15 protein-coding genes are annotated in these 20,022 nt (G+C 68.5%); 8 read left to right on the forward strand and 7 right to left on the reverse strand.

Annotation, left to right across the window (positions count from 1 at the left end):
• Positions 1 to 242: 242 nt before the first annotated feature.
• From DBY63_RS06500 to tssI, 3 genes are all read left to right on the forward strand, one after another.
• Positions 243 to 1,781: a DNA-3-methyladenine glycosylase 2 gene (locus DBY63_RS06500; protein WP_108581513.1), complete on the forward strand. Its 1,539-nt coding sequence runs from the start codon at positions 243 to 245 to the stop codon at positions 1,779 to 1,781.
• Positions 1,778 to 2,314, forward strand: coding sequence for a methylated-DNA--[protein]-cysteine S-methyltransferase (locus DBY63_RS06505; protein WP_108581514.1), 537 nt, complete (start codon positions 1,778 to 1,780; stop codon positions 2,312 to 2,314). Before DBY63_RS06500 ends, DBY63_RS06505 begins: the two co-directional genes overlap by 4 nt.
• Positions 2,315 to 2,401: 87 nt before the next feature.
• Positions 2,402 to 4,267, forward strand: a complete 1,866-nt coding sequence (gene tssI, locus DBY63_RS06510) for a type VI secretion system tip protein TssI/VgrG (protein ID WP_108581515.1) — start codon at positions 2,402 to 2,404, stop codon at positions 4,265 to 4,267.
• A 69-nt stretch (positions 4,268 to 4,336) separates the two neighbouring features.
• On the opposite strand, the gene tkt is transcribed toward tssI, so the two are convergent.
• The 5 genes from tkt to DBY63_RS06535 form a co-directional block, all read right to left on the reverse strand.
• Positions 4,337 to 6,334 carry a transketolase gene (gene tkt, locus DBY63_RS06515; RefSeq protein WP_108581516.1) on the reverse strand — a complete coding sequence of 666 codons (1,998 nt, stop codon included), beginning with the start codon at positions 6,332 to 6,334 and terminating at the stop codon, positions 4,337 to 4,339.
• A gap of 83 nt (positions 6,335 to 6,417) precedes the next feature.
• Complete coding sequence (locus DBY63_RS06520) at positions 6,418 to 7,017, reverse strand: PqiC family protein (protein WP_108581517.1); 600 nt, start codon at positions 7,015 to 7,017, stop codon at positions 6,418 to 6,420.
• Positions 7,014 to 8,660, reverse strand: a complete 1,647-nt coding sequence (locus DBY63_RS06525; RefSeq protein ID WP_077171355.1) for an MlaD family protein — start codon at positions 8,658 to 8,660, stop codon at positions 7,014 to 7,016. Before DBY63_RS06525 ends, DBY63_RS06520 begins: the two co-directional genes overlap by 4 nt.
• On the reverse strand, positions 8,644 to 9,243 hold the full coding sequence (locus DBY63_RS06530; RefSeq protein WP_223855480.1) for a paraquat-inducible protein A: 600 nt from the start codon (positions 9,241 to 9,243) through the stop codon (positions 8,644 to 8,646). The genes DBY63_RS06525 and DBY63_RS06530 overlap by 17 nt, the downstream gene beginning before the upstream one ends.
• 38 nt (positions 9,244 to 9,281) lie before the next feature.
• Positions 9,282 to 9,923 (reverse strand): paraquat-inducible protein A, encoded by a 642-nt coding sequence (locus DBY63_RS06535; protein WP_027603063.1) that lies wholly within the window; start codon positions 9,921 to 9,923, stop codon positions 9,282 to 9,284.
• Positions 9,924 to 10,136: 213 nt separating this feature from the next.
• On the opposite strand from DBY63_RS06535, the gene DBY63_RS06540 reads away from it, so the two are divergent.
• The 5 genes from DBY63_RS06540 (at position 10,137) to DBY63_RS06560 (ending at position 16,757) form a co-directional block, all read left to right on the forward strand.
• Positions 10,137 to 11,135 carry a metalloregulator ArsR/SmtB family transcription factor gene (locus DBY63_RS06540; protein ID WP_027603062.1) on the forward strand — a complete coding sequence of 333 codons (999 nt, stop codon included), beginning with the start codon at positions 10,137 to 10,139 and terminating at the stop codon, positions 11,133 to 11,135.
• A 116-nt stretch (positions 11,136 to 11,251) separates the two neighbouring features.
• Complete coding sequence (metK, locus tag DBY63_RS06545; protein WP_027598218.1) at positions 11,252 to 12,442, forward strand: methionine adenosyltransferase; 1,191 nt, start codon at positions 11,252 to 11,254, stop codon at positions 12,440 to 12,442.
• Positions 12,443 to 12,612: 170 nt separating this feature from the next.
• A complete protein-coding gene (locus DBY63_RS06550) occupies positions 12,613 to 13,242 on the forward strand; it encodes a phosphatase PAP2 family protein (protein ID WP_027598217.1) in 630 nt (209 codons plus the stop codon).
• Between the two features lie 154 nt (positions 13,243 to 13,396).
• Positions 13,397 to 14,446, forward strand: coding sequence for a spermidine/putrescine ABC transporter substrate-binding protein (locus DBY63_RS06555; protein ID WP_027598216.1), 1,050 nt, complete (start codon positions 13,397 to 13,399; stop codon positions 14,444 to 14,446).
• Complete coding sequence (locus tag DBY63_RS06560; protein WP_108581518.1) at positions 14,433 to 16,757, forward strand: GGDEF domain-containing phosphodiesterase; 2,325 nt, start codon at positions 14,433 to 14,435, stop codon at positions 16,755 to 16,757. Before DBY63_RS06555 ends, DBY63_RS06560 begins: the two co-directional genes overlap by 14 nt.
• A 51-nt stretch (positions 16,758 to 16,808) precedes the next feature.
• Here the strand turns inward: DBY63_RS06560 and DBY63_RS06565 are convergent, their stop codons facing one another.
• Together DBY63_RS06565 and DBY63_RS06570 are read right to left on the reverse strand one after the other, a co-directional pair.
• A complete protein-coding gene (locus tag DBY63_RS06565; RefSeq protein WP_027598214.1) occupies positions 16,809 to 18,746 on the reverse strand; it encodes an autotransporter domain-containing esterase in 1,938 nt (645 codons plus the stop codon).
• Between the two features lie 809 nt (positions 18,747 to 19,555).
• A complete protein-coding gene (locus DBY63_RS06570) occupies positions 19,556 to 19,945 on the reverse strand; it encodes a lysozyme inhibitor LprI family protein (protein ID WP_027598213.1) in 390 nt (129 codons plus the stop codon).
• Between the last annotated feature and the right edge of the window lie 77 nt (positions 19,946 to 20,022).

Consider the following 20,022-nt stretch of genomic DNA (forward strand, 5'->3'; position numbering starts at 1 on the left):
CCCCGTGGGAGAGGGTTGGGGTGAGGGCCCGCCTCGCCACAAGGCCCCCAGCAGAAAAGGCTGCGCCGTTTTCCACGCCACGACGCTAGTAATACGGCTTATCGCGGCCATGGGCCGCTCCTACAGGGCAGTGCTACTTTTGTAGGAGCGGCCCATGGCCGCGATTAAGATGCCTCGCCCACCTCAGCGGTCCCGTCCGAAAACGGCCAGTCACCTCTCCCCGGCGGTGCTAACCTGCCGCCATGAACGCCTTCCCCGATATTCCCGCCTTCGAACGCGCCCGCCTGGCGCGGGATCCGCGCTTCGACGGCCTGTTCTACACCGCGGTGCTCACCACCGGCATCTACTGCCGGCCAGTGTGCCCGGCGCAACCGCCACGCCCGGAAAACGTCAGCTACTACCCCAGCGCCGCAGCCGCCGAGGCCGCGGGCTATCGCCCCTGCCTGAGATGCCGCCCAGAGCTCTCCCCCGCCGGCGGCCACTGGCAACGCGGCGACGCCACCCTGGCCCGCGCCCTGCGACTGATGGACGAAGGCCTGGACGACGGCGGCCTGCCCGCCCTCGCCGCCCGCCTCGACCTCAGCGAACGCCAGTTGCGCCGGCTGTTCGTCGAGCGCCTGGGCGCCGCGCCCCTGGCGGTGCTCACCACCCGCCGACTGCTGTTCGCCAAGCAATTGCTCAGCGAGACCCGGCTGCCCATCATCAAGGTGGCCCTGGCCGCCGGCTTCGGCAGTCTCAGGCGCTTCAACACCGCCTTTCGCGAGGCCTACGACCTGGCCCCCAGTCAGGTGCGCAAGGGTCAGGCCGCGGCTTCGCCGGTGCTGGTCCTGCGCCTGGCCTATCGTCCGCCCTACGACTTCGCCGCCCAGCTGGATTTTCTCCGCGGCCACGCCCTGCCCGGTGTCGAGGTGCTGGACGACACCAGCTACGCCCGGGTGATCGGCACCCCCGAACAGCCCGGCTGGCTGCGCGTCTCGGCCTGGGACGCCGACACGCCGGCGCTGCGCCTGGAATTGCACGGCGCTGCACCTGGGGAGCTGCAAGCGGCGGTGGCGCGTATCCGCCGCATGTTCGATCTGGACGCCGATCCCGAAGCCATCGCCCAAGGTCTGGCGGTCGATCCGACCCTGGCCGAACTGGTGGCGCGCCGGCCGGGCCTGCGCCTGCCCAGTGGCTGGGACGGCTTCGAGATCGCCGTGCGCGCCGTCATCGGCCAGCAGGTCAGCGTGGTGGCGGCCACCACCATGACCGCCCGGGTGGTGCAGCGCTTCGGCCGCCCCTGGGGCGAGCCTGGTCACGAGGCCAGTCGACCGCCAGCCGGTCTGCATCACTTCTTTCCCACGGTGGACGCCCTGGCCGATGCCGCCCAGGAAGACCTCACCGGCCTCGGCCTGATCCGCGCCCGCGCCGGCACCCTCGGCACCGTGGCCCGGGCCTTGCGCGCCGGCGAGGTGGACTTCGACACCGGGCGCACCCTGGACGATTTCGCCCGGCGCTGGATCGCGCTCAAGGGCATAGGGCCCTGGACCGCCCAGTACATCGCCCTGCGCGCCCTGGCCCATCCCGATGCCTGCCCAGTGGAAGACCTGGTGCTGCAGAAGCGGCTGGCGCCGCCCGGCGAGCGCCTGACCGCCAAGGCCCTGTACGCCCGCGCCGAAGCCTGGCGGCCCTGGCGTGCCTACGGGGTGATGCAGGTCTGGCGCGAAGCCACCTGGAAGGCGCCCGCCGACGCCCCCGCCGAACCCGTTGCCACCCGTCTCGCCAAGGAGTCGCCCCGATGATCGCCTACTGCCTGCTGGATAGCCCCATAGGTACGCTCACCCTGGCCGCCGACGACAGTGGCCTGCGCGTGGTGGAGTTTCCCGAGAATCGCTACCTGGCCAAGCGTGACGCCAGCTGGAGCGCCGCCGATCACCCCATCCTCGACCTGGCTTGCGTGCAGCTGGGCGAGTACTTCGCCGGGCAACGCCGGACCTTCGAGCTACCCCTGGCACCGCGCGGCACCCCCTTCCAGCTGGCGGTCTGGCAGGCCCTGGCGGAGATCCCCCACGGCCAGACCTGGAGCTATGGTCAACTCGCCAGCCATCTCGGCCGACCCCAGGCGATGCGCGCGGTGGGCGCCGCCAACGGGCGCAATCCGCTGCCCATCGTGCTGCCCTGCCACCGGGTGATAGGGGCGTCCGGCGCCCTGACCGGCTTTGGCGGCGGCCTGCCGACCAAGCAATTCCTGCTGGAACTGGAAGGCGCACTGCCGCCGCCGCGGGATCTCTTCGCCGCCTCCCAGCCAGGCACTGCGCCAGAATCTGCCTGTTAAAAGGCTCTAGAATGCACCTTTCGGCGCTTGAGCCGGTGCAACCCTGTAGCGCACACTGGAGCTTTCGATTCGCAAGGACGCGATGCGATGTTCAGCTCAGCCAATACCCCGACCTTCACCCTGACGCTGGACGGCGTCGCCCAGGATCTCCAGGTGCTCGCCTTCGACGGCCGCGAGGCCATCGGCCAGCCCTATCGCTTCCAGCTCGAGCTGGTCAGCGAGCGCCCGGACTGGCCGCTGGAAGCGCTGTTGCAGCGGCCCGCCTTTCTCGCGCTGGGTCCGGGTGACCAGGGCATCCACGGCCAGCTCGCCGCCGTGGCCCAGGGCGATACGGGCCGGCGCCTGACCCGCTATCGCGCCGAACTGGTGCCGCGCCTGGCTGCCCTGGCCCACCGCGTCAATTCCCGCATCTTCCAGGGACGCAGCGTGCCCGAGATCCTGGCGCAGCTGCTCGAGGAGCACGGCATCCTCGACGGCGACTATCGCTTCGCCCTGGGGCCAACGCGCTATCCGCCGCGCGACTACTGCGTGCAGTACGGCGAAAGCGATCTGGCCTTTCTCACCCGCCTCTGCGAAGAAGAGGGCCTGTACTTTCACCACCAGCATCGCCGCGACGGTCATGTGCTGGTGTTTGGCGATGACGCCACCGGCTTTGCGCGGCTGGGCGCCACCCGTTATCGACCCGGCAGTGGTCTGGTGACGGACGAACCCGTGATCAGTCGCCTGGCGGTCGGCCTGCAGATCCGCAGCAGCGCCGCGACCCTGCGCGATCACGACCCATTGCAACCTCGGCTGCGCCTGCACAGCAATGCGGAAACCGCGGCCCAGCCCGCGCTGGAAGACTATGGCTTTCCCGGCCGCTTCACCGATCGCGCTACCGGCCAGCGCCTGAGCAGCCGGCGCCTGGAGCGCCTGCGAGGGGACGCCGTTCAGGCCGAGGGTGCGAGCGACCAGCCCAGCCTGGTGAGCGGGCATTTCCTGCCGTTGGAACAGCACCCGCGCGCCGACTGGAATCAGCTCTGGTTGCTGACCGAGATCCAGCACCAGGGTCGCCAGCCCCAGGTCCTGGAGGAAAACGCCACCGACGCCATCCCGGCCGACGGCTGGCGCCAGGGCTATCGCAACAGCTTTGTCGCCCGGCCCTGGACGCAGCCCTTCCGCTTGCCCCTGCGCCATCCCAAGCCCAGGCTGCTGGGCGCCCAGAGCGCCGTGGTCACCGGACCGGCCGGCGAGGACATCCATTGCGATGCCCTGGGCCGGATCAAGGTGCAATTCCACTGGGATCGACAGGGCCGGGCCGATGAGCGCACCAGCTGCTGGCTGCGGGTCGCCAGCGGCTGGGCGGGTGACGGCCACGGCGCCCTGGCGGTGCCGCGGATCGGCATGGAGGTGCTGGTGGGCTTTCTCGAGGGGGATCCCGACCAACCCCTGGTGATCGGCTGCCTGTACCACGCCGAGCATCGCCCACCGCTGGAGCTGCCCCAGGACAAGACCCGCAGCACCTTCAAGAGCCTGAGCAGCCCCGGCAGCGGTGGATACAACGAACTGCGCAGCGAGGATCAAGAGGGCCAGGAAGAGATCCATGTCCATGCCCAGCGCGACTGGGACGAACGCATCGGCCACGATCACCGCAGCGAGATCGGCCACGAGCGCCATGAGCGCATCCGCGGCAACAGCTACAGCGAATTCCACGCCGAGGAACACCGCATCACCCGGGGCGAGCGCCGCAGCGAGGTACGCGCCGACGACCACCTGGACATCGGCGAGAGTCAGCACCTGCGGCTGCAGGCCAGCCTGCTGGTCGAGGCCGGCAGCGAGATCCGGCTCCAGTCCGGCCAGAAGATTGTCCTGGAAGCCGGCGCCCGCCTGACCCTCAAGGCCGGCGGCAGCTTCATGCAGCTGGAGGCTGGCGGGGTCACCCTGGCAGGGCCGAACATCCGGGTGAATCCCTGAGCAGGCGCTGAATCCCGGGCATAAAAAAGCCACGCCTCAGCGTGGCTTTTTCTATTAGCGCGGCAGGACTCAGTCTTCCAGCAACTCGCCAGCCACCGCCAGGACGTTGTCCAGGGTGAAGCCGAAGTGCTCGAACAGCGCGGCCGCCGGGGCGGATTCGCCGTAGGTGTGCATGCCGATGATGCGACCGTCGAGACCGACGTACTTGTACCAGAAGTCGGCGATGCCGGCTTCGATGGCGATGCGGGCACCGACTTCCACCGGCAGGACCTGCTGGCGGTACTCGGGGCTCTGGCGGTCGAAGACGCTGGTGCTGGGCATGGAGACCACGCGCACCTGGCGACCTTCGGCGCTCAGGCGCTCGTAGGCCTGCACCGCCAGGCCGACTTCGGAGCCGGTGGCGATGAGGATCAGCTCGGGCTCGCCGACGCAGTCCTTGAGCACGTAGCCGCCGCGGGCGGCGTTGCCCAGGGTGGCTTCGTCACGCACGCTGTGGGCCAGGTTCTGGCGCGAGAAGATCAGCGCGCTGGGACCGTCGCGACGCTCCAGGGCCGCGGTCCAGGCGATGGCAGATTCCACCGCATCGGCCGGACGCCAGGTGTCCAGGTTGGGGGTGTAGCGCAGGGAGGCCAGTTGCTCCACCGGCTGATGGGTCGGACCGTCTTCGCCGAGACCGATGGAGTCGTGGGTGAAGACATAGAGCACCCGCTGCTTCATCAGCGCCGACATGCGCACCGCGTTGCGGGCGTATTCCATGAACATCAGGAAGGTGGCGCCGTAGGGCACCAGGCCGCCGTGCAGGGCGACGCCGTTCATGATGGCGCTCATGCCGAATTCACGTACGCCGTAGTGGACATAGTTGCCGCTGGCGTCCTCGGCGGTGACGCCCTTGGCGCCCTTCCACAGGGTCAGGTTGGAGCCGGCCAGGTCGGCGGAACCGCCGAGCAGCTCGGGCAGCAGCGGACCAAAGAACTGCAGGGCGTTCTGGCTGGCCTTGCGGCTGGCGATGGTCTCGCCCTTGGTGGCGACGTCCTGGATGAAGGCGGCGGCGCGCTCGGCGAAATCGGCGGGCAGGTCACCGGCCATGCGGCGCTTGAATTCGGCGGCCAGCTGCGGATGGGCCTGGGCGTAGGCGGCGAAGCGCTCGTTCCATTCGGCCTCGGCGGCGGCGCCGCGCTCCTTGGCACTCCAGTCGGCATAGATGTCGGCGGGGATCTCGAAGGGCGCATGGGACCAGCCGAGCAGTTCACGGGCGGCCTGGATCTCGTCGTTGCCCAGGGGTGCGCCGTGGCACTCTTCCTTGCCCTGCTTGTGCGGCGCGCCATAGCCGATCACGGTCTTGCAGCAGATCAGGGTGGGCTTGTCGCTCTTGCGCGCGGTGTCCAGGGCGGTCCTGATCTCGTCGGCGTCGTGGCCGTCGACGTTGCGGATCACCTGCCAGCCGTAGCTCTCGAAGCGCTTGGGGGTGTCGTCGGTGAACCAGCCTTCGACCTCGCCATCGATGGAGATGCCGTTGTCGTCATAGAAGGCGATCAGCTTGGACAGGCCCAGGGTGCCGGCCAGGGAGCAGACCTCATGGGAGATGCCTTCCATCATGCAGCCATCGCCGAGGAAGGCGTAGGTGTGGTGGTCGACGATCTGGTGGCCATCGCGGTTGAACTGGGCGGCCATGACCTTTTCCGCCAGGGCGAAGCCCACGGCGTTGGCGATGCCCTGGCCCAGGGGACCGGTAGTGGTCTCGATGCCCGGGGCGTAGCCGTATTCGGGGTGGCCCGGGGTCTTGCTGTGCAGCTGACGGAAATTCTTCAGGTCGTCGATGGACAGGTCGTAGCCGGACAGGTGCAGCAGCGAATAGATGAGCATGGAGCCGTGGCCGTTGGACAGCACGAAGCGGTCACGGTCGGCCCACTGGGGATTGCCAGGGTTGTGCTTGAGCTGATCGTGCCAGAGCACCTCGGCGATGTCGGCCATGCCCATGGGGGCGCCGGGGTGGCCGCTGTTGGCTTTTTGCACGGCATCCATGCTGAGGGCGCGGATGGCGTTGGCTCGATCACGACGGCTGGGCATTGCGGTGTCTCCTGGCAGAGGCAGAGCGAAAGGGCCATCATTCTGGCCCAGCCAGGGCACTTCCAGCAATCGGCGCGGTCGCCTCAGCCCGCCGGGCAGACCGTCGCGCCGTCGGCCACGAAGGCGCGCGCCACCGGTTCGATGCGCCGGGCCAGGGTCGCCAGGGCCTGGCGGTGCGCCGCCACGACCTCGGCATAGGAGGCGCCGGCGGGCTGGCTGATCCGGCTGCCGCAGGTGAGCACCCGCTCGCCACCCGGTTCGGCCAGGCGCAGGGTCCAGAGCGCGTCCTGCTGGACGCCGCGCCCGGGCCGCGAATCGAAGCGCTGCAGATCCACCTTGATGCGCAGCACCGGGGCGCCGCTGCCGCGCGGGGCATCGCCGAGGTCCAGGGTGCCGAGGTCCCGGGACAGGTCGGCGGACAGGGCGCTGCGCACCTCGTCGGCCAGGGGCGCGATCCAGCGTTCGTTTTCCAGCAGGGCGATGCCCTCGCCCTGGCGTACCACCAGTTGCGGCTGATCCACCTGGGGCGGCACCGAGACGCCCTGCAGGGCGAAGCGGAAGTCCGCCGCGCGCGCCTGGCTGGCGGGCTCCGCGGCGCTGGTCAGGGTGTGGTAGTTGAGCGGCGCCTTGGACGAACAGGCGGCCAGCAGCAGGGGCAGAGCCAGGCAGGTCAGGCGCTTCATTGCAGTTTTCCTTTGGCGGGATCGCGGGAGCCCGGTTCGAACTTGGGCGGCGGATCGGTCACCAGACCGCGGATCAGGGATTCCGGATGGCGACCGAGGTAGTCGCCGAACACGCGCAGGGAACGCGCCATGCGCTGCATCTCTTCCAGGGTCTGGGTCAGATTCTGCTGCACCGGGGAATCCGCGCCGAGGCTCTGGCTGGCGCTGCCGGTGAGTTGCTGCACACCCATCAGGGTGGTGGTCAGCTGCGGCAGGACCCCGGCGTTGAGCTGCTTGAGGGTGCCGCTGAGCTGCGCCAGGCTGGTGTCGAGATTCTTGCCGATGGAATCGAAGGGGATCTTGTCGATCTTGTTGACGATGCCGGCCATCTGCTCCTGCAGGCGATCGAAGCTGCCGGTGACGGTGGGGATCGACAGCGGCTTGGCCTGGGGATCGAAGGCCACCTTGGGTGCATTGGGCACGAAGTCGACGGAGATGTAGAGCTGGCCGGTCAGCAGGTTGCCGGTGCGGGCCTGGGCGCGCAGACCGCGGGCCACCCAGCCGGCGAACAGCTTGCCGTCGCGGTCCTTGGTTTCGATGCGCTTGCCGACGTCGCCCAGCCGCTGGGGATAGATGACCGCGCCGACGATCAGCGAGAAGCGATCCTGGGCATCCTCGTAGTCGGGGGTCAGGGAGACCACCCGGCCGACGTTCATGCCGAGAAATTCCACCGGCGCCCCGGTGGCGAGGCCACGCAGCGACTGCTGGAATCTCATCCGCACATAGAAGGGCTCGCCATCCGGCGGCGCCAGGGCGCTGGCCTGGTCGTCGAACAGGGTGAAACTCTGGTCTTCCTGGGCCTCCTGCGGATCCTTGGGCCATTCGGGGGTGACGAAGGCGATACCGCCTGCCACCACCGTGGCCAGCGACTGGGTATTGAGCTTGAGGCCGGAGGCGCTGAGCGAGACATCGACCCCGCTGGCGTTCCAGAAGCGGCTGTTGGCGGTGACGAAGCGGTCGTAGGGCGAATCCACGAAGATCTGCGCGCTGACGCCCTTGCCGTCCTGGTTGAGGTGGAAGGACACCACCCGGCCGACCTGGATGCGCCGGTAATAGACCGGCGAGCCGACGTCCAACGAGCCGATGTCGTCGGCGGTGACGATGAATCTCTTGCCCGAGGCGCCGTGGATCAGCGCCGGCGGCTGCTCCAGGCCGCGGAAGTCGCGATGGGACTCGGTGGAATCGCCGATGTCGGCGCCGATGAAGGCGCCCGACACCAGGGTGTCGACCCCCGAGACGCCATTGACGCCGAAGCGCGGCCGCACCACCCAGAAGCGCGCGTCCTTGGTGGCGAAGCCCTCGGCGGACTTTTCCAGCTCGATGGTGGTGATCACCCGGTTGCGATCCGGTGCCAGCTGGATGTCGCTGACGGTGCCTATCACCACGTTCTTGTACTTGACCTGGGTCTTGCCGGCTTCCAGGCCCTCGGCGGTGAGAAAGGTCACCGTGATGGTCGGCCCGCGCGAGGCCCAGCTGTGGATCACCATGGACAGCCCGATCAGGGCCGCCACGATGGGCACCAGCCAGATCAGCGATACGCTCCAGCGACTGCGGCGTACCTCGGGGGTAGGCGCCAGGGCGTCGGGTTCATGCCTGTCCGTCATCGTTCACCTCTGCATCCCAGATCAAGCGGGGATCGAAACTCATCGCGGCGAGCATCGTCAGCACCACCACGAAACCAAAGAACACGATACCCAGGCGCGGCGCCGCCGAACTCAGGGCACCGAAGTGCACCAGCGCCGAGACCAGAGCCACCACGATCACGTCGAGCATCGACCAATAGCCGATCAGCTCGACGAAGCGATAGAGCCGGGCACGCTGGGCGGTGGCCCAGTCGCTGCGGCGCTGGCAACTCACCAGCAGGGTGCCGAGCACCAGAAACTTGATGGAGGGCACCGCCACGCTGGCGATGAAGATCACTAGGGCGACGCCCCAGGAGCCGTTCTCCCAGAATTCGATCACCCCCTCGAGGATGGTGCTTTCCGTGCCGCGGCCCAGGGTACCGGTGAACATCACCGGCAGGGTATTGGCGGGGATATAGAGGATCAGCGCGGCGAGCAGATAGGCCCAGGTCTTGGCATAGACGTTGGGCTTGCGCCGGTGCAGCGCCGAGCCGCAGCGCGGGCAGCCGGCCTTGTGCCGGCGCGGCGCGGTACAGACCTTGCCGCAGACGTGGCACAGGCACAGGCCGAGTTCGTCGGCGCGCGGCGGCAGCTGCGGCGCGCTCAAGACTCGCGCTCCCCGACGGCGTCCCATAGCGGGTGCAGGTCGCGCTTGGCGATGATCAAGAGGACCACCATCAGCCCGACCATGCCGAACAGCCCCAGGCCCACCACCACGTGCAGCAGGCCGGCCAGCTTGATCACCGCCACCAGGGCGCCGAGCACGAAGACCTCGATCATGCTCCAGGGCCGCAGGTAGTGCAGGGTGACCATGGCCGTGGCGAAGCCGGGGGCTCGGCGGCCGAGCTGGGCGAAGCCGAGCACCCAGAGCAGCAGCAGGATCTGCAGCAGCGGCACCACGAACAGGGTCATGGCCACCACCAGCGCCATGGGGCCGGCGAAGCCGCGACTCATGGCGACCACCGACTCCAGCAGCGTCGCCTCGCTGTGCAGGCCGCGAAAGCTGAGTTGCAGGATGGGCCCGACATTGGCGATCACGAACAGCACCGCCGCGGCGATCGCCAGCGCCAGCAGACCCTGGATGTCCAGGCGACTAGCACGATAGAGCAAGGCGCCACAGCGCAGACAGTGCGCCCGCTCGCCAGCGGCGAGCGGCTCCAGGCGATGCACCGAATCGCAGTGCTCGCAGATCACCAGGCGCGTGCCGGCGGCAGGCGCGGAAGGGGACGGTGGCTGGACGGACATGGGTTACCCGGTGACGCTCCTGGAAGAGGGCTGCAGGTTGGACGCGCGAGTCTCGCGGTCGTTACCGCAACGTTGCGAAGACCGCTGAGCAAAAGGCCCCGGCATCTTACCTTCCTCGACGAAGGTATGCGCGGCCCACCGCCATGGACAAGTATCAAAACTTTTTGATGCTTTTCTTGCGAGGCCCGGGACGGGTCTCTAGACTAGCGCCCCATGAATCCGCTCCGCGTGCCGGCGCTCGGCCAAGAACCAGGAGATACCCTCGCCGCCCTGTGCAAGGCCGGCGGCGACCCCCTGCGCCTGAACGTCCTGCGCGCCCTGCACAGCGCCTCCTTCGGCGTGCTGGAACTGGCGCAGATCTTCGCCACCGGCCAGTCCGGCATCAGCCACCACCTCAAGGTGCTGGCTCAGGCGCAGCTGGTGGCCACCCGCCGCGAGGGCAACGCCATCTTCTATCGCCGCGCCCTGCCCCGCCCCGGCAGCCTGGGGGGCGCCCTGCACGCCGCCCTGCTCGAAGAGGTGGACGCCCTGGCCCTGCCCAGTGCGGTGCAGACGCGGATCGGCGAGGTGCATGCCCAGCGCGCGGCGGTGAGTCGCGACTTCTTCGCCCGGGTGGCGGAAAAATTCCAGGCCCAGCAGGACCTCATCGCCAGCCTGCCGCAGTATCGCGACGGCCTGCTCAGCCTGCTGGACGCCCTGGCCCTGGATCCGCGCGGCTGCGCCCTGGAAGTGGGTCCGGGCGACGGCGCCTTCCTGCCGGACCTGGCGCGGCGTTTCGCCCGGGTGGTGGCGGTGGACAACAGCCCGGCCATGCTCGAACTGGCGCGCCAGCGCTGCCAGCGCGACGGTCTCGCCCATGTCGAACTGCAACTGGCCGACGCCCTCGCCGAGCCGCTGCCAGCGGCCGACTGCGTGGTCCTCAACATGGTCCTGCACCACCTCGCCGCGCCGGCGGAGGCGCTGCAGCAGCTGGCGCGGCGCGTGGCACCGGGCGGCAGCCTGGTGATCACCGACCTCTGCCCCCACGACCAGACCTGGGCGCGCGCGGCCTGTGGCGACCTCTGGCTCGGTTTCGACCAGGACGAACTGGCGCGCTGGGCCCAGGCCGCCGGCCTGCAGGCGGGCGAAAGCCTCTACCTCGGCCTGCGCAACGGCTTTCAGATCCAGGTGCGCCAGTTCGCGCGCCCGGATCAGGGAAACACCCCGTCATGAGGCCAACCGGCCAGTGGCGGGCGGACCCGACGCTCAAGGGCGTCATGTCCAGCAAGGAAACTGCTGTCTCGACCGGCCTGCGGGCCCCTACCCCTTGGTAATTTAGGAACCATTCGATGAGCGAATATTCCCTGTTCACCTCCGAGTCCGTGTCCGAAGGCCATCCGGACAAGATCGCCGACCAGATCTCCGATGCCGTGCTCGACGCCATCATCACCCAGGACAAGCACGCCCGCGTGGCCTGCGAGACCCTGGTCAAGACCGGTGTGGCCATCGTCGCCGGCGAGGTGACCACCTCCGCCTGGGTCGACCTGGAGCAACTGGTGCGCGACGTCATCGTCGACATCGGCTACGACAGCTCGGACGTGGGCTTCGACGGCGCCACCTGCGGCATCGTCAACATCATCGGCAAGCAGTCGGTGGACATCGCCCAGGGCGTCGATCGCAGCAAGCCGGAAGACCAGGGCGCCGGTGACCAGGGCCTGATGTTCGGCTACGCCTGCAACGAGACCGATGTGCTGATGCCCGCGCCCATCACCTTCTCCCACCGCCTGGTGGAACGTCAGGCCGAGGCGCGCAAGTCGGGCCTGCTGCCCTGGCTGCGTCCGGACGCCAAGTCCCAGGTGACCTGCCGCTACGACGGCGGCAAGGTGGTCGGCATCGACGCCATCGTGCTGTCCACCCAGCACAATCCCGAGGTCAAGTACGCCGACCTGCGCGAAGCCGTGATGGAGCTGATCGTCAAGCACGTCATCCCCGCCGAGCTGCTGCACAAGGACACCCAGTTCCACATCAACCCGACCGGCCAGTTCATCATTGGCGGCCCGGTGGGTGACTGTGGTCTGACCGGCCGCAAGATCATCGTCGACAGCTACGGCGGCATGGCCCGTCACGGCGGTGGCGCCTTCTCCGGCAAGGACCCGTCCAAGGTCGACCGCAGCGCCGCCTACGCCGGTCGCTACGTGGCCAAGAACATCGTCGCCGCCGGCCTGGCCGATCGTTGCGAGATCCAGGTGTCCTACGCCATCGGCGTGGCCCAGCCCACCTCCATCTCGATCAACACCTTCGGCACCGCCAAGATCAGCGACGAGAAGATCGTGCAGCTGGTGCGCGAGCATTTCGACCTGCGCCCCTACGCCATCACCACCATGCTCGACCTGCTGCACCCGATGTACCGGGCCACCGCGGCCTACGGTCACTTCGGTCGCCATCCCCAGGAAATCACCGTGGGCGATGACACCTTCACCACCTTCACCTGGGAACGCACCGATCGCGCCGCCGCCCTGCGCGCCGCTGCCGGTCTGTAAGACGCCTCCCGGCAGACAGCCCCGCCACCTCCGGTGCCGGGGCTTTTTTCTGGGTCTGCAACCGGGGTCCCAGCGCTTTCTTGCGCCAGTCCACAGGCTGGCACGGGCGATGCAACCTCTGGGCGTGCGGTGGTCAGAATGCCTCGTCTTCTCCAGGAGTGTGCTTATCCATGTGGCTGTTCATCACCAACTTCGGCGATTCCTCGGTGATGCTTCCCTGCGCAGTGCTGATTGCGCTCTGGCTGCTGGCCGGTCTGTCGGCGCGGGCGGCACTGCTCTGGCTGCTGCTGTTTGGTGCGGCCAGTCTCAGCGTGGCCCTGTCGAAGATCGCCTTCTTTGGCTGGGGCCTGGGCATTCCGCGCCTGGACTTCACCGGCTTCAGCGGCCATTCCATGCTGGTAGGCAGCGTGCTTCCGGTCCTCGGCTGGCTGCTGGCCAGCCGGGCGCGGCCGTCGCTGCGGCTGACCGCGGCCGCCCTGGGCGCACTGTGCGCCCTGCTCATCGCCGTCTCGCGGGTGGTGCTGGGCTATCACTCGATCTCGGAAGTGGTGACCGGCCTGCCCATCGGCTACGCCGCCAGCGGCAGCCTGCTGTGGCTGCTGCGGGGCCAGGAGGTCAACCTCAAGCCGCGTCAGGCCGCGCTGGGCGCCAGCCTGCTGCTGTTGCCCCTGCTGTTGCTGCATGGCACCAATGCGCCCACGCAACGGGTGCTGGAGCGTCTGGCGGTGAAATTCGCCGACGAGCAGAATCCCTGGACCCGCGCCCATCAGCGCGCCGGGGTGGCGCCGCTGCAGAACTGAAGGTCAGAACTCAGCGCGTGCAATAGACGGCGCCCGCGGCTGGCGAATACGCGGATGACTCCTAGACTGGCAAGAGCCCCGACGTTCGCGGGGTGAACGTCAGGGCCTTGCGGCCCCTCCTAGTTAAGTCAGTCCTTGCCGCCGAGTCGTCCGCATGCGCTACTGCCTCCCCCTTGTCTGCAGCCTGGTGCTCACCGGGCTGCCCGCGTCACCCGTGGCGGCTGCCGAGCCCTTGCGGCTCTATACCTGGGAAGGCTATTTCAGCGACACCCTGTTGCAGCGCTGGGCCAAGGCTCATTCGCCCGTGCAGGAAATCCATTTCGACAGTAGCGACGTGCGCGATGCCACCCTGGCACGCGGCGATGCCGATCTCGACCTGGTGGTGATCAACGAGGTCAGCGCCACCCGCCTCGGCCAGGACGGCCTGCTGATGCGCATCGATCCCCAGCGCCTGCCTCATTTGAGCGAGCTCGATCCGCGCTGGCGCCAGAGTTGCGGCGACTATGCCGTGCCCTACGTCTGGGGCACCCTGGGCCTGCTCTACCGCAGCGATCGCCTGGCCCAGGCGCCCTCGTCCTGGCAGCCGCTGCTGCAGCCGGAGCCGGCCCTGCACGGCCATATCGCCATGCTCGAAGACCATGACGACCTGCTGGTGGCCCCGCTCATCACCCTGGGCGCCGCCATCAACAGCGACGATCCCGAGTTGCTCAGACGCAGCTTCGCCCTGCTCAAGGCCCAGGCCCCGGCGGTGCTGACCTATCAATACGTGGTCAGCGCCCTGCACAATCCGGCCTACAGCGATCGCATCGAGCTGGCCCTGGGCTACAGCGGCGACCAGCACCTGCTCAATGCCGCGACGCCCGGGCAGCCCTGGCGCTTCGTCACGCCGCGCGAGGGCAGCCTGCTGTGGGTGGACTGCGTGGCCCTGCTCAGCAGCTCCCGGCACCAGGCCGCCGCCTGGCGCTTCATCGATTTCCTCAACGAACCGCGCAATGCCGTGCTGGCGACCGAGGACCTGCACCTGGCGACCCCCAATGCCGGCGCCCTGCGGCTGCTGTCGGCAGACCTGCGTCAGGATCCCAGCCTGTTTCCCCCCGATGAGGTGCTCGCCCGCAGCCAGGTCTTTCGCGAAGGTCCGCCCGACACCTTCCAGACCCGGCAACGCATCGGCAGTGCTCTGGTAGGTCGCCATGACGCTCAATAGACGCGCCCTGCTGCTGATCCTGCCGGTCGCCCTGCTCTGCAGCCTGACCCTGGTGGGTCTGGGCTACACGGTCCAGCGCGAAGCGGTGATCGGCCTCGAACGCTCGCGGGTCAACCATGACCTGGCGGCGCTGGAAACCACCTATCGCGAGTACGACCACTTCAGCCGCAACCTGCTCTATGCCCTGTCCAACAGCGCCGCCCTGGGCAACTTCCTGCGGCAGACCGAGGTGCCCTATCGCAACGAAGCCCTGGGTACCCAGCTGCAACTGGCGGTGCGCCAGCTGGCCGGCGACGATGCGCCCAGCCATATCTCCCTGGCCATCGCCCGCCCCGACCTCAGCCTGGCCTACTACTACGAGCGCAGTGGCGACCCCTTCGCCCAACTGAGCGCTGCCCAGCGGCAACTGCTCGAACGCCTGACCCAGGAGCCGAGCGGTCCGCTGGAGCGGCGCGACTATCTGCTCGACGAACAGGGGCGATCACTGCTGGTGGCGACCACTTCACTGCTGCCGAGCACCGCCGGACCGCCCCTGCCGGGTCAGCGCGGGCTGGCGATGACGCTGCAACTGGCGGTCAGCCCGGACCGGATGGAGGCCATGCGCCGTACCCTCGAGCAGAGCTATGGTGCGCCCCTGGAATTCAGCCGGACGCTGCCCGTCCGCACCAGCGATTTCACCGCCGTCGAGCGCCTGTCGCCCGATCTCTATGTACGCCTGACCCCGGATCCGGGGCACCTGGACCGGGAATTGCGCCGTCTGGCGATCGCCTACTTCAGCGGCGGCCTGCTGGTGACCCTGGCCTGCATCCTGGTCCTGATCCTGCTGATCCGCCGCTATATCACCCGGCCCATCGCGCGGCTGGACAGTCAGCTCACCGAGGTGCTGGAAGGCCAGCGCCAGGCCCTCGAAACCGGCGACGAACCCGGCGAGATCGGCCATCTGGGCGCCAACATGAAGCGCCTGCACGACAACAACCTGGCCATCCTGGCGCAGTTGCGCACGGCCCTGCGCACCGACGTCCTCACCCAGATCGGCAATCGTCGCTACTTCCAGCTCATGGGTGAGTCCTGGCTGGCGGGCAAGCCGGACGGCCGCCATATCGCCCTGCTCTATTTCGGCCTCGATCACTTCAAGTCGGTGAACGACAGATTCGGCCACGAGGTGGGCGATGAGCTGCTGCAGGCCGTGGCCCGGCAGACCCAGCAGCAGCTGGAAGCCTATCAGGCGGGCAACGAGCTGGTGTTCACGCGCCTGGCGGGCGATGAATTCGCCATCCTGCTGCGCGGCCCGGCGGCGGCGACCGACGCCCTCGCCCTGGGCCAGCAGCTGCAGCAGAACCACGACAACGGCACCCTGGTTGGCGAGCGGCGCTATGCGGTGACCCTGAGTATCGGCCTGGCGACCCCCGAGGCCCCGCTGGACCTGGCCGACCTGCTGGCCCAAGCCGACCTGGCCCTGGAGCGGGCCAAGAACGAAGGCGGCAACCGCCTGGTGCACTTCACCCCGGAACTGGCCGCGCGCCAGCGCCGCCAGGATCTGCTGGACGAGCACCTGCGGCGCATGAACCCGGACGAGGAATTCCATCTCGTCTACATGCCGGCGGTCGACAGCAACGGCCAGGTGCGTTCCGCCGAAACCCTGCTGCGCTGGAATTCGCCGCGCCTCGGCCCGGTGTCACCGGCGGAATTCATCCCCATCGCCGAACGCCAGGGGCACTTTCGCTGGATCGATCGCTGGGTCGTGGATCAGGCCTGCCGCGAATACCCGGCGCTGCAGGAGGTGCTGGGCAGCGACCTGGTGCTGTCCATCAACCTGTCGTCGGCGCAACTGGATCAGGCCGACATCGTGCCCTATCTGCGCGAGCGGGTCCGCCACCACCGTGTCGATCCGGCCCGCCTGGAACTGGAATTCACCGAGACCTTCGCCGCCGAGCTGAACGAGCGGACCCTGGGGCTGCTGCATGAATTGCGCGCCGAGGGCTTTCGCGTGGCCATCGACGACTTCGGCGTCGGCTACACCTCGATCCAGCAGGTCACCGACTATCCCGCCGACACCATCAAGTTCGACCGGCTCATCGTCGAGCGCCTCAGCCAGCCCGGCAACCAGGCCAGCCTGGATGCGCTCATCGCCTTCTGCCATGCCCGCGACGCCCAGGTGATCGCCGAGGGCGTGGACACCGAACTCAAGCAGCTCTGCCTACAACAGGCCGGTTGCGATCTTCTGCAGGGCTTTCTGGTCTGCCCGCCGCGCCGTCTGGACGAGTTGCGCGACTGGCAGCGCCAGCGCCTGGGCGATCCCAGCCGGGTCTAGCCACGACGCCCGCTGACAGCCTGTCAGCGGGCCTTGCCCGCAGCGCGGCGGTCAGAAGTCCAGCGACAGGCCCAGGCCCACGCCCTGCTGATGGCTATCGCCCGCGCCGGCATAGCTGTAGCCACCGCGCAGGGTCAGTTCCGGGGTCAGCCGCTGGACCACGCCCAGGCTCAGTCGGGTGCGGTCGCTGTCGGGCTGGTAGCCGTCCAGGGTGTAGTCCAGACCCGGCACGCTGTTCAGGCGCATGGTCACGTCGCGGGTGCCATCGGCGAATTCCCGCTCGCGGCCCAGGTCGGCGAACAGCGCCGTGGCCGGGGCGAGTTGCCAGCGCCCCTGCAGACCCAGCCCCAGCCGCCGCGAGGTGCTCGACTGGTCGTCGAACTCCAGCGCCGTGGCGTCGTTGCCGCGCTCGCGATAGCCATCCACCTGGACGCGGGCATAGTCGGCGCTGAGATAGGGACTCAGGTGCCAGGGACTGCCGGCCGCCGCCAGGTCGTAGCCCAGCCGCGCCGAGAGGGCGCGCAGATCGCCGTCGGTGTCGCCCTGCTCGCTGCGGGTGGTCGGGCCGAGGGCGAAACGGCGGCTCAGGTCGTCATAGTCCAGCCGGCCACCGGTGGCGGTGAGATCGCCCCAGAGGCGCTCGCCCTGGTACTGGGCGAAGGCGCTGAGCAGATAGCTGTTGAGGCGATAGCTGGAATCGGCCGCGCCGGGCTCCAGGCGCTGGCGCGCGACACCGGCGGCCACGCCGAGGCGCCATTCCTCGCTGAGCCGATAGCTGCCACCCAGGTCCAGGCTGTAGCCGTTGCCATCGCCGCCGGCGGTGCTGCGCTGGTCGTCGACGTCAAGGCGCCGCGCGCTGGTATCCACATAGCCCTGCCAGCGCCCCACCGGCTGCCAGGCATGCCAGTCGCCCAGCCAGCGCTGGTGCAGGCCGTCCTGGTGCGCCCTGAGGGTGGACTGGGCCATCTCCGGCAGCAGCGTGACCTCCCAGGGCGCCGCCAGCAGCGAATAGGCGTAGTCGGCGATCAGCCGCTGGCCGGTGATGGTCGGGTGGACGCGATCGTTGAACAGCAGCTGGCTGGGATCGGCCGCCGCCGCGCCCAGGCCATAGGTGGGGTTGCGGGTGCAGCTGTCGCCACTGAAGCAGGTGCCGGTCAGATTCTGCCCGCTGGCCAGGCCATAGCGGCCCGGTTCGGCCACCACCTCGGCCAGCAGCTGGGGCACGTTGAGGCCGATGATCTCGGCGTCGATGCCGGCCAGGCGTGCCACCAGCGCCTGGTTGTAGACGCGACTCAGGGCCGAGCTGGCCGCCTGTTGCGGCGAACCGGCCAGGGCCGGGGTCTGACCGATGTCGGGCAGCAGCCAGACCACCATATAGCGGGCGCCGGCCTGCTGCAGCGCAGCCACGCCGTCACCCAGGCGATTGGCCGCGGCCGCTGCGGTGGCCGGCGAGGTGACCAGTCCCTGGAGGAAGTCGTTACCCCCGCCGCTGATATAGAACAGGGTGTTGGGATCCAGGCTCAGCCCCTGGCTGGCGAGGCCGGGTAGGTAGCCGTCACGACTGCGCAGGGTCAGGCCACCCACCGCCACCACCGAACCGTTGCGCGCGGTGATGGAATCGCGGATCTGCGCCGTGGTGTAGCCACCCGTGGCCCAGTTGTCGCCATCGCTCAGGCCGATCCGCTGATTGATCAGCGAGGTCGAGGCGTCCAGGGTACGGACATCGAAGCCCAGTTGCTGGCCGAGCAGGATCGAGGACACCGGTCCGGTCACCGCGCCGCTGGCCGGGCTGTAGCCGGGACCGACGCGGTTGGTGAATCTGAGGCTGGCGCCCGTGACCCCGGTATCGGGAAATTGCCCGGCATCGAGCAGGCTGTCGCCGAACACGGTGAAGCCACTGTAGGGATTGGGAGCCGCCTGGGCGGTTGCCGCGAGCGCCGTGGCCAGGGCGATGGCCAGCGGCAGGCGTTGCCTGAGGAAAGATGTCATGCCTGCATCCTTGATTGTTGTTATCGGGGCACGCGTCAGGGCGTGTCGCCTCACGCTAGACGGTTTTTGTGACGTTGTATCTGGGTGTAAACAAAAACGTGGAAGACATTTGTTCGGCTTGAACGGCAGGCCAGATGGCTGTCGGCAATTCGACCGGAGCGGTCTGCCATGACCGTCGAGTCTGCTGGTCAATCCGTGGGCGCTCATCGGAACGATGAGGCTGATCGCCCGCTCGGATAGCCCCCTCTCCCCCGGGGAGAGGTTGGGGTGAGGGTCCTGGTAGCGAGCCCAGCGGAAAAGGCTGCGCCGTTTTCCAGGCTACGATTTTCTCCGGAGCGATGACGCCGAGTGCCCGCTCGAATAGCACCCTCTCCCCCGGGGAGAGGGTTGGGGTGAGGGCCCCCTGGCAGCGAGCCCAGCGGAAAAGGCTGCGCCGTTTTCCAGGCTACGGTTTTATCCGGGGCGATGACGCCGAGCGCCCGTTCGAATAGCCCCCTCTCCCCAGGGGAGAGTGTTGGGGTGAGGGTCCTGGTAGCGAGCCCAGCGGAAAAGGCTGCGCCGTTTTCCAGGCTACGGTTTTATCCGGGGCGATGACGCCGAGCGCCCGCTCGAATAGCCCCCTCTGCCCCGGGGAGAGGGTTGGGGTGAGGGCCCCCTGGCAGCGAGCCCAGTGGAAAAGGCTGCACCGTTTTCCAGGCTACGATTTTCTCCGGAGCGATGACGCCAAGCGCCCGTTCCGGATAGCCCCCTCTCCCCCCGGGAGAGGGTTGGGGTGAGGGAACGGCGCGCCCCCTATCCCGCCAGCTACCTCACTGCCCCAGCTTGCCCGCCTCGCAACCGGTGCTGGCGCATTCGCGCAGGCGCTCCTTGAGCACCTCCAGACGGCTGTCGGTCAGGCTGACGGCGCAATCCAGGTTGACGAAGTAGCCATCGGCTTCCTCGCGGGCGCACTGGCTGTCGCGCTGCTTGATCCAGGCCAACTGGCTCTGTTTGAGCACGGCCTGCTGATCGGCCGGCAGCTGCTTACGCAACTCGCCATAGGTCTGGTTCAGCGACTTGTCGCTCTGGGCGAACAGGTTGCTGGCGCAGTAGACGGTATCGAAGGCATTGCGCGGCGTGCCGCAACCGGCGGCCTGGGCCGTGGCGAAAACGCTGAGACCGCTCAGGGTCAGGGCGGCGGCGAGGGTAGTCTTGAGCATGGCAGCATCCTGCAGAAGGGGCCGTCCCGAATGGCGCGGCCGTGGGATAAACGCTAGCAGAGCCGCCAGTCGTGCGC

This window comes from Pseudomonas sp. RIT411, assembly GCF_003057735.2.
GTDB lineage: Bacteria > Pseudomonadota > Gammaproteobacteria > Pseudomonadales > Pseudomonadaceae > Chryseomonas > Chryseomonas oryzihabitans.

Bases quoted from the DNA above. Each gene is read 5' to 3' on its own strand.
- DBY63_RS06500 (WP_108581513.1), top strand. From the start codon at position 243: ATGAACGCCTTCCCCGATATTCCCGCCTTCGAACGCGCCCGCCTGGCG.
- DBY63_RS06505 (WP_108581514.1), top strand. From the start codon at position 1,778: ATGATCGCCTACTGCCTGCTGGATAGCCCCATAGGTACGCTCACCCTG.
- tssI (WP_108581515.1), top strand. From the start codon at position 2,402: ATGTTCAGCTCAGCCAATACCCCGACCTTCACCCTGACGCTGGACGGC.
- tkt (WP_108581516.1), bottom strand. From the start codon at position 6,334: ATGCCCAGCCGTCGTGATCGAGCCAACGCCATCCGCGCCCTCAGCATG.
- DBY63_RS06520 (WP_108581517.1), bottom strand. From the start codon at position 7,017: ATGAAGCGCCTGACCTGCCTGGCTCTGCCCCTGCTGCTGGCCGCCTGT.
- DBY63_RS06525 (WP_077171355.1), bottom strand. From the start codon at position 8,660: ATGACGGACAGGCATGAACCCGACGCCCTGGCGCCTACCCCCGAGGTA.
- DBY63_RS06535 (WP_027603063.1), bottom strand. From the start codon at position 9,923: ATGTCCGTCCAGCCACCGTCCCCTTCCGCGCCTGCCGCCGGCACGCGC.
- DBY63_RS06540 (WP_027603062.1), top strand. From the start codon at position 10,137: ATGAATCCGCTCCGCGTGCCGGCGCTCGGCCAAGAACCAGGAGATACC.
- metK (WP_027598218.1), top strand. From the start codon at position 11,252: ATGAGCGAATATTCCCTGTTCACCTCCGAGTCCGTGTCCGAAGGCCAT.
- DBY63_RS06550 (WP_027598217.1), top strand. From the start codon at position 12,613: ATGTGGCTGTTCATCACCAACTTCGGCGATTCCTCGGTGATGCTTCCC.
- DBY63_RS06555 (WP_027598216.1), top strand. From the start codon at position 13,397: ATGCGCTACTGCCTCCCCCTTGTCTGCAGCCTGGTGCTCACCGGGCTG.
- DBY63_RS06560 (WP_108581518.1), top strand. From the start codon at position 14,433: ATGACGCTCAATAGACGCGCCCTGCTGCTGATCCTGCCGGTCGCCCTG.
- DBY63_RS06565 (WP_027598214.1), bottom strand. From the start codon at position 18,746: ATGACATCTTTCCTCAGGCAACGCCTGCCGCTGGCCATCGCCCTGGCC.
- DBY63_RS06570 (WP_027598213.1), bottom strand. From the start codon at position 19,945: ATGCTCAAGACTACCCTCGCCGCCGCCCTGACCCTGAGCGGTCTCAGC.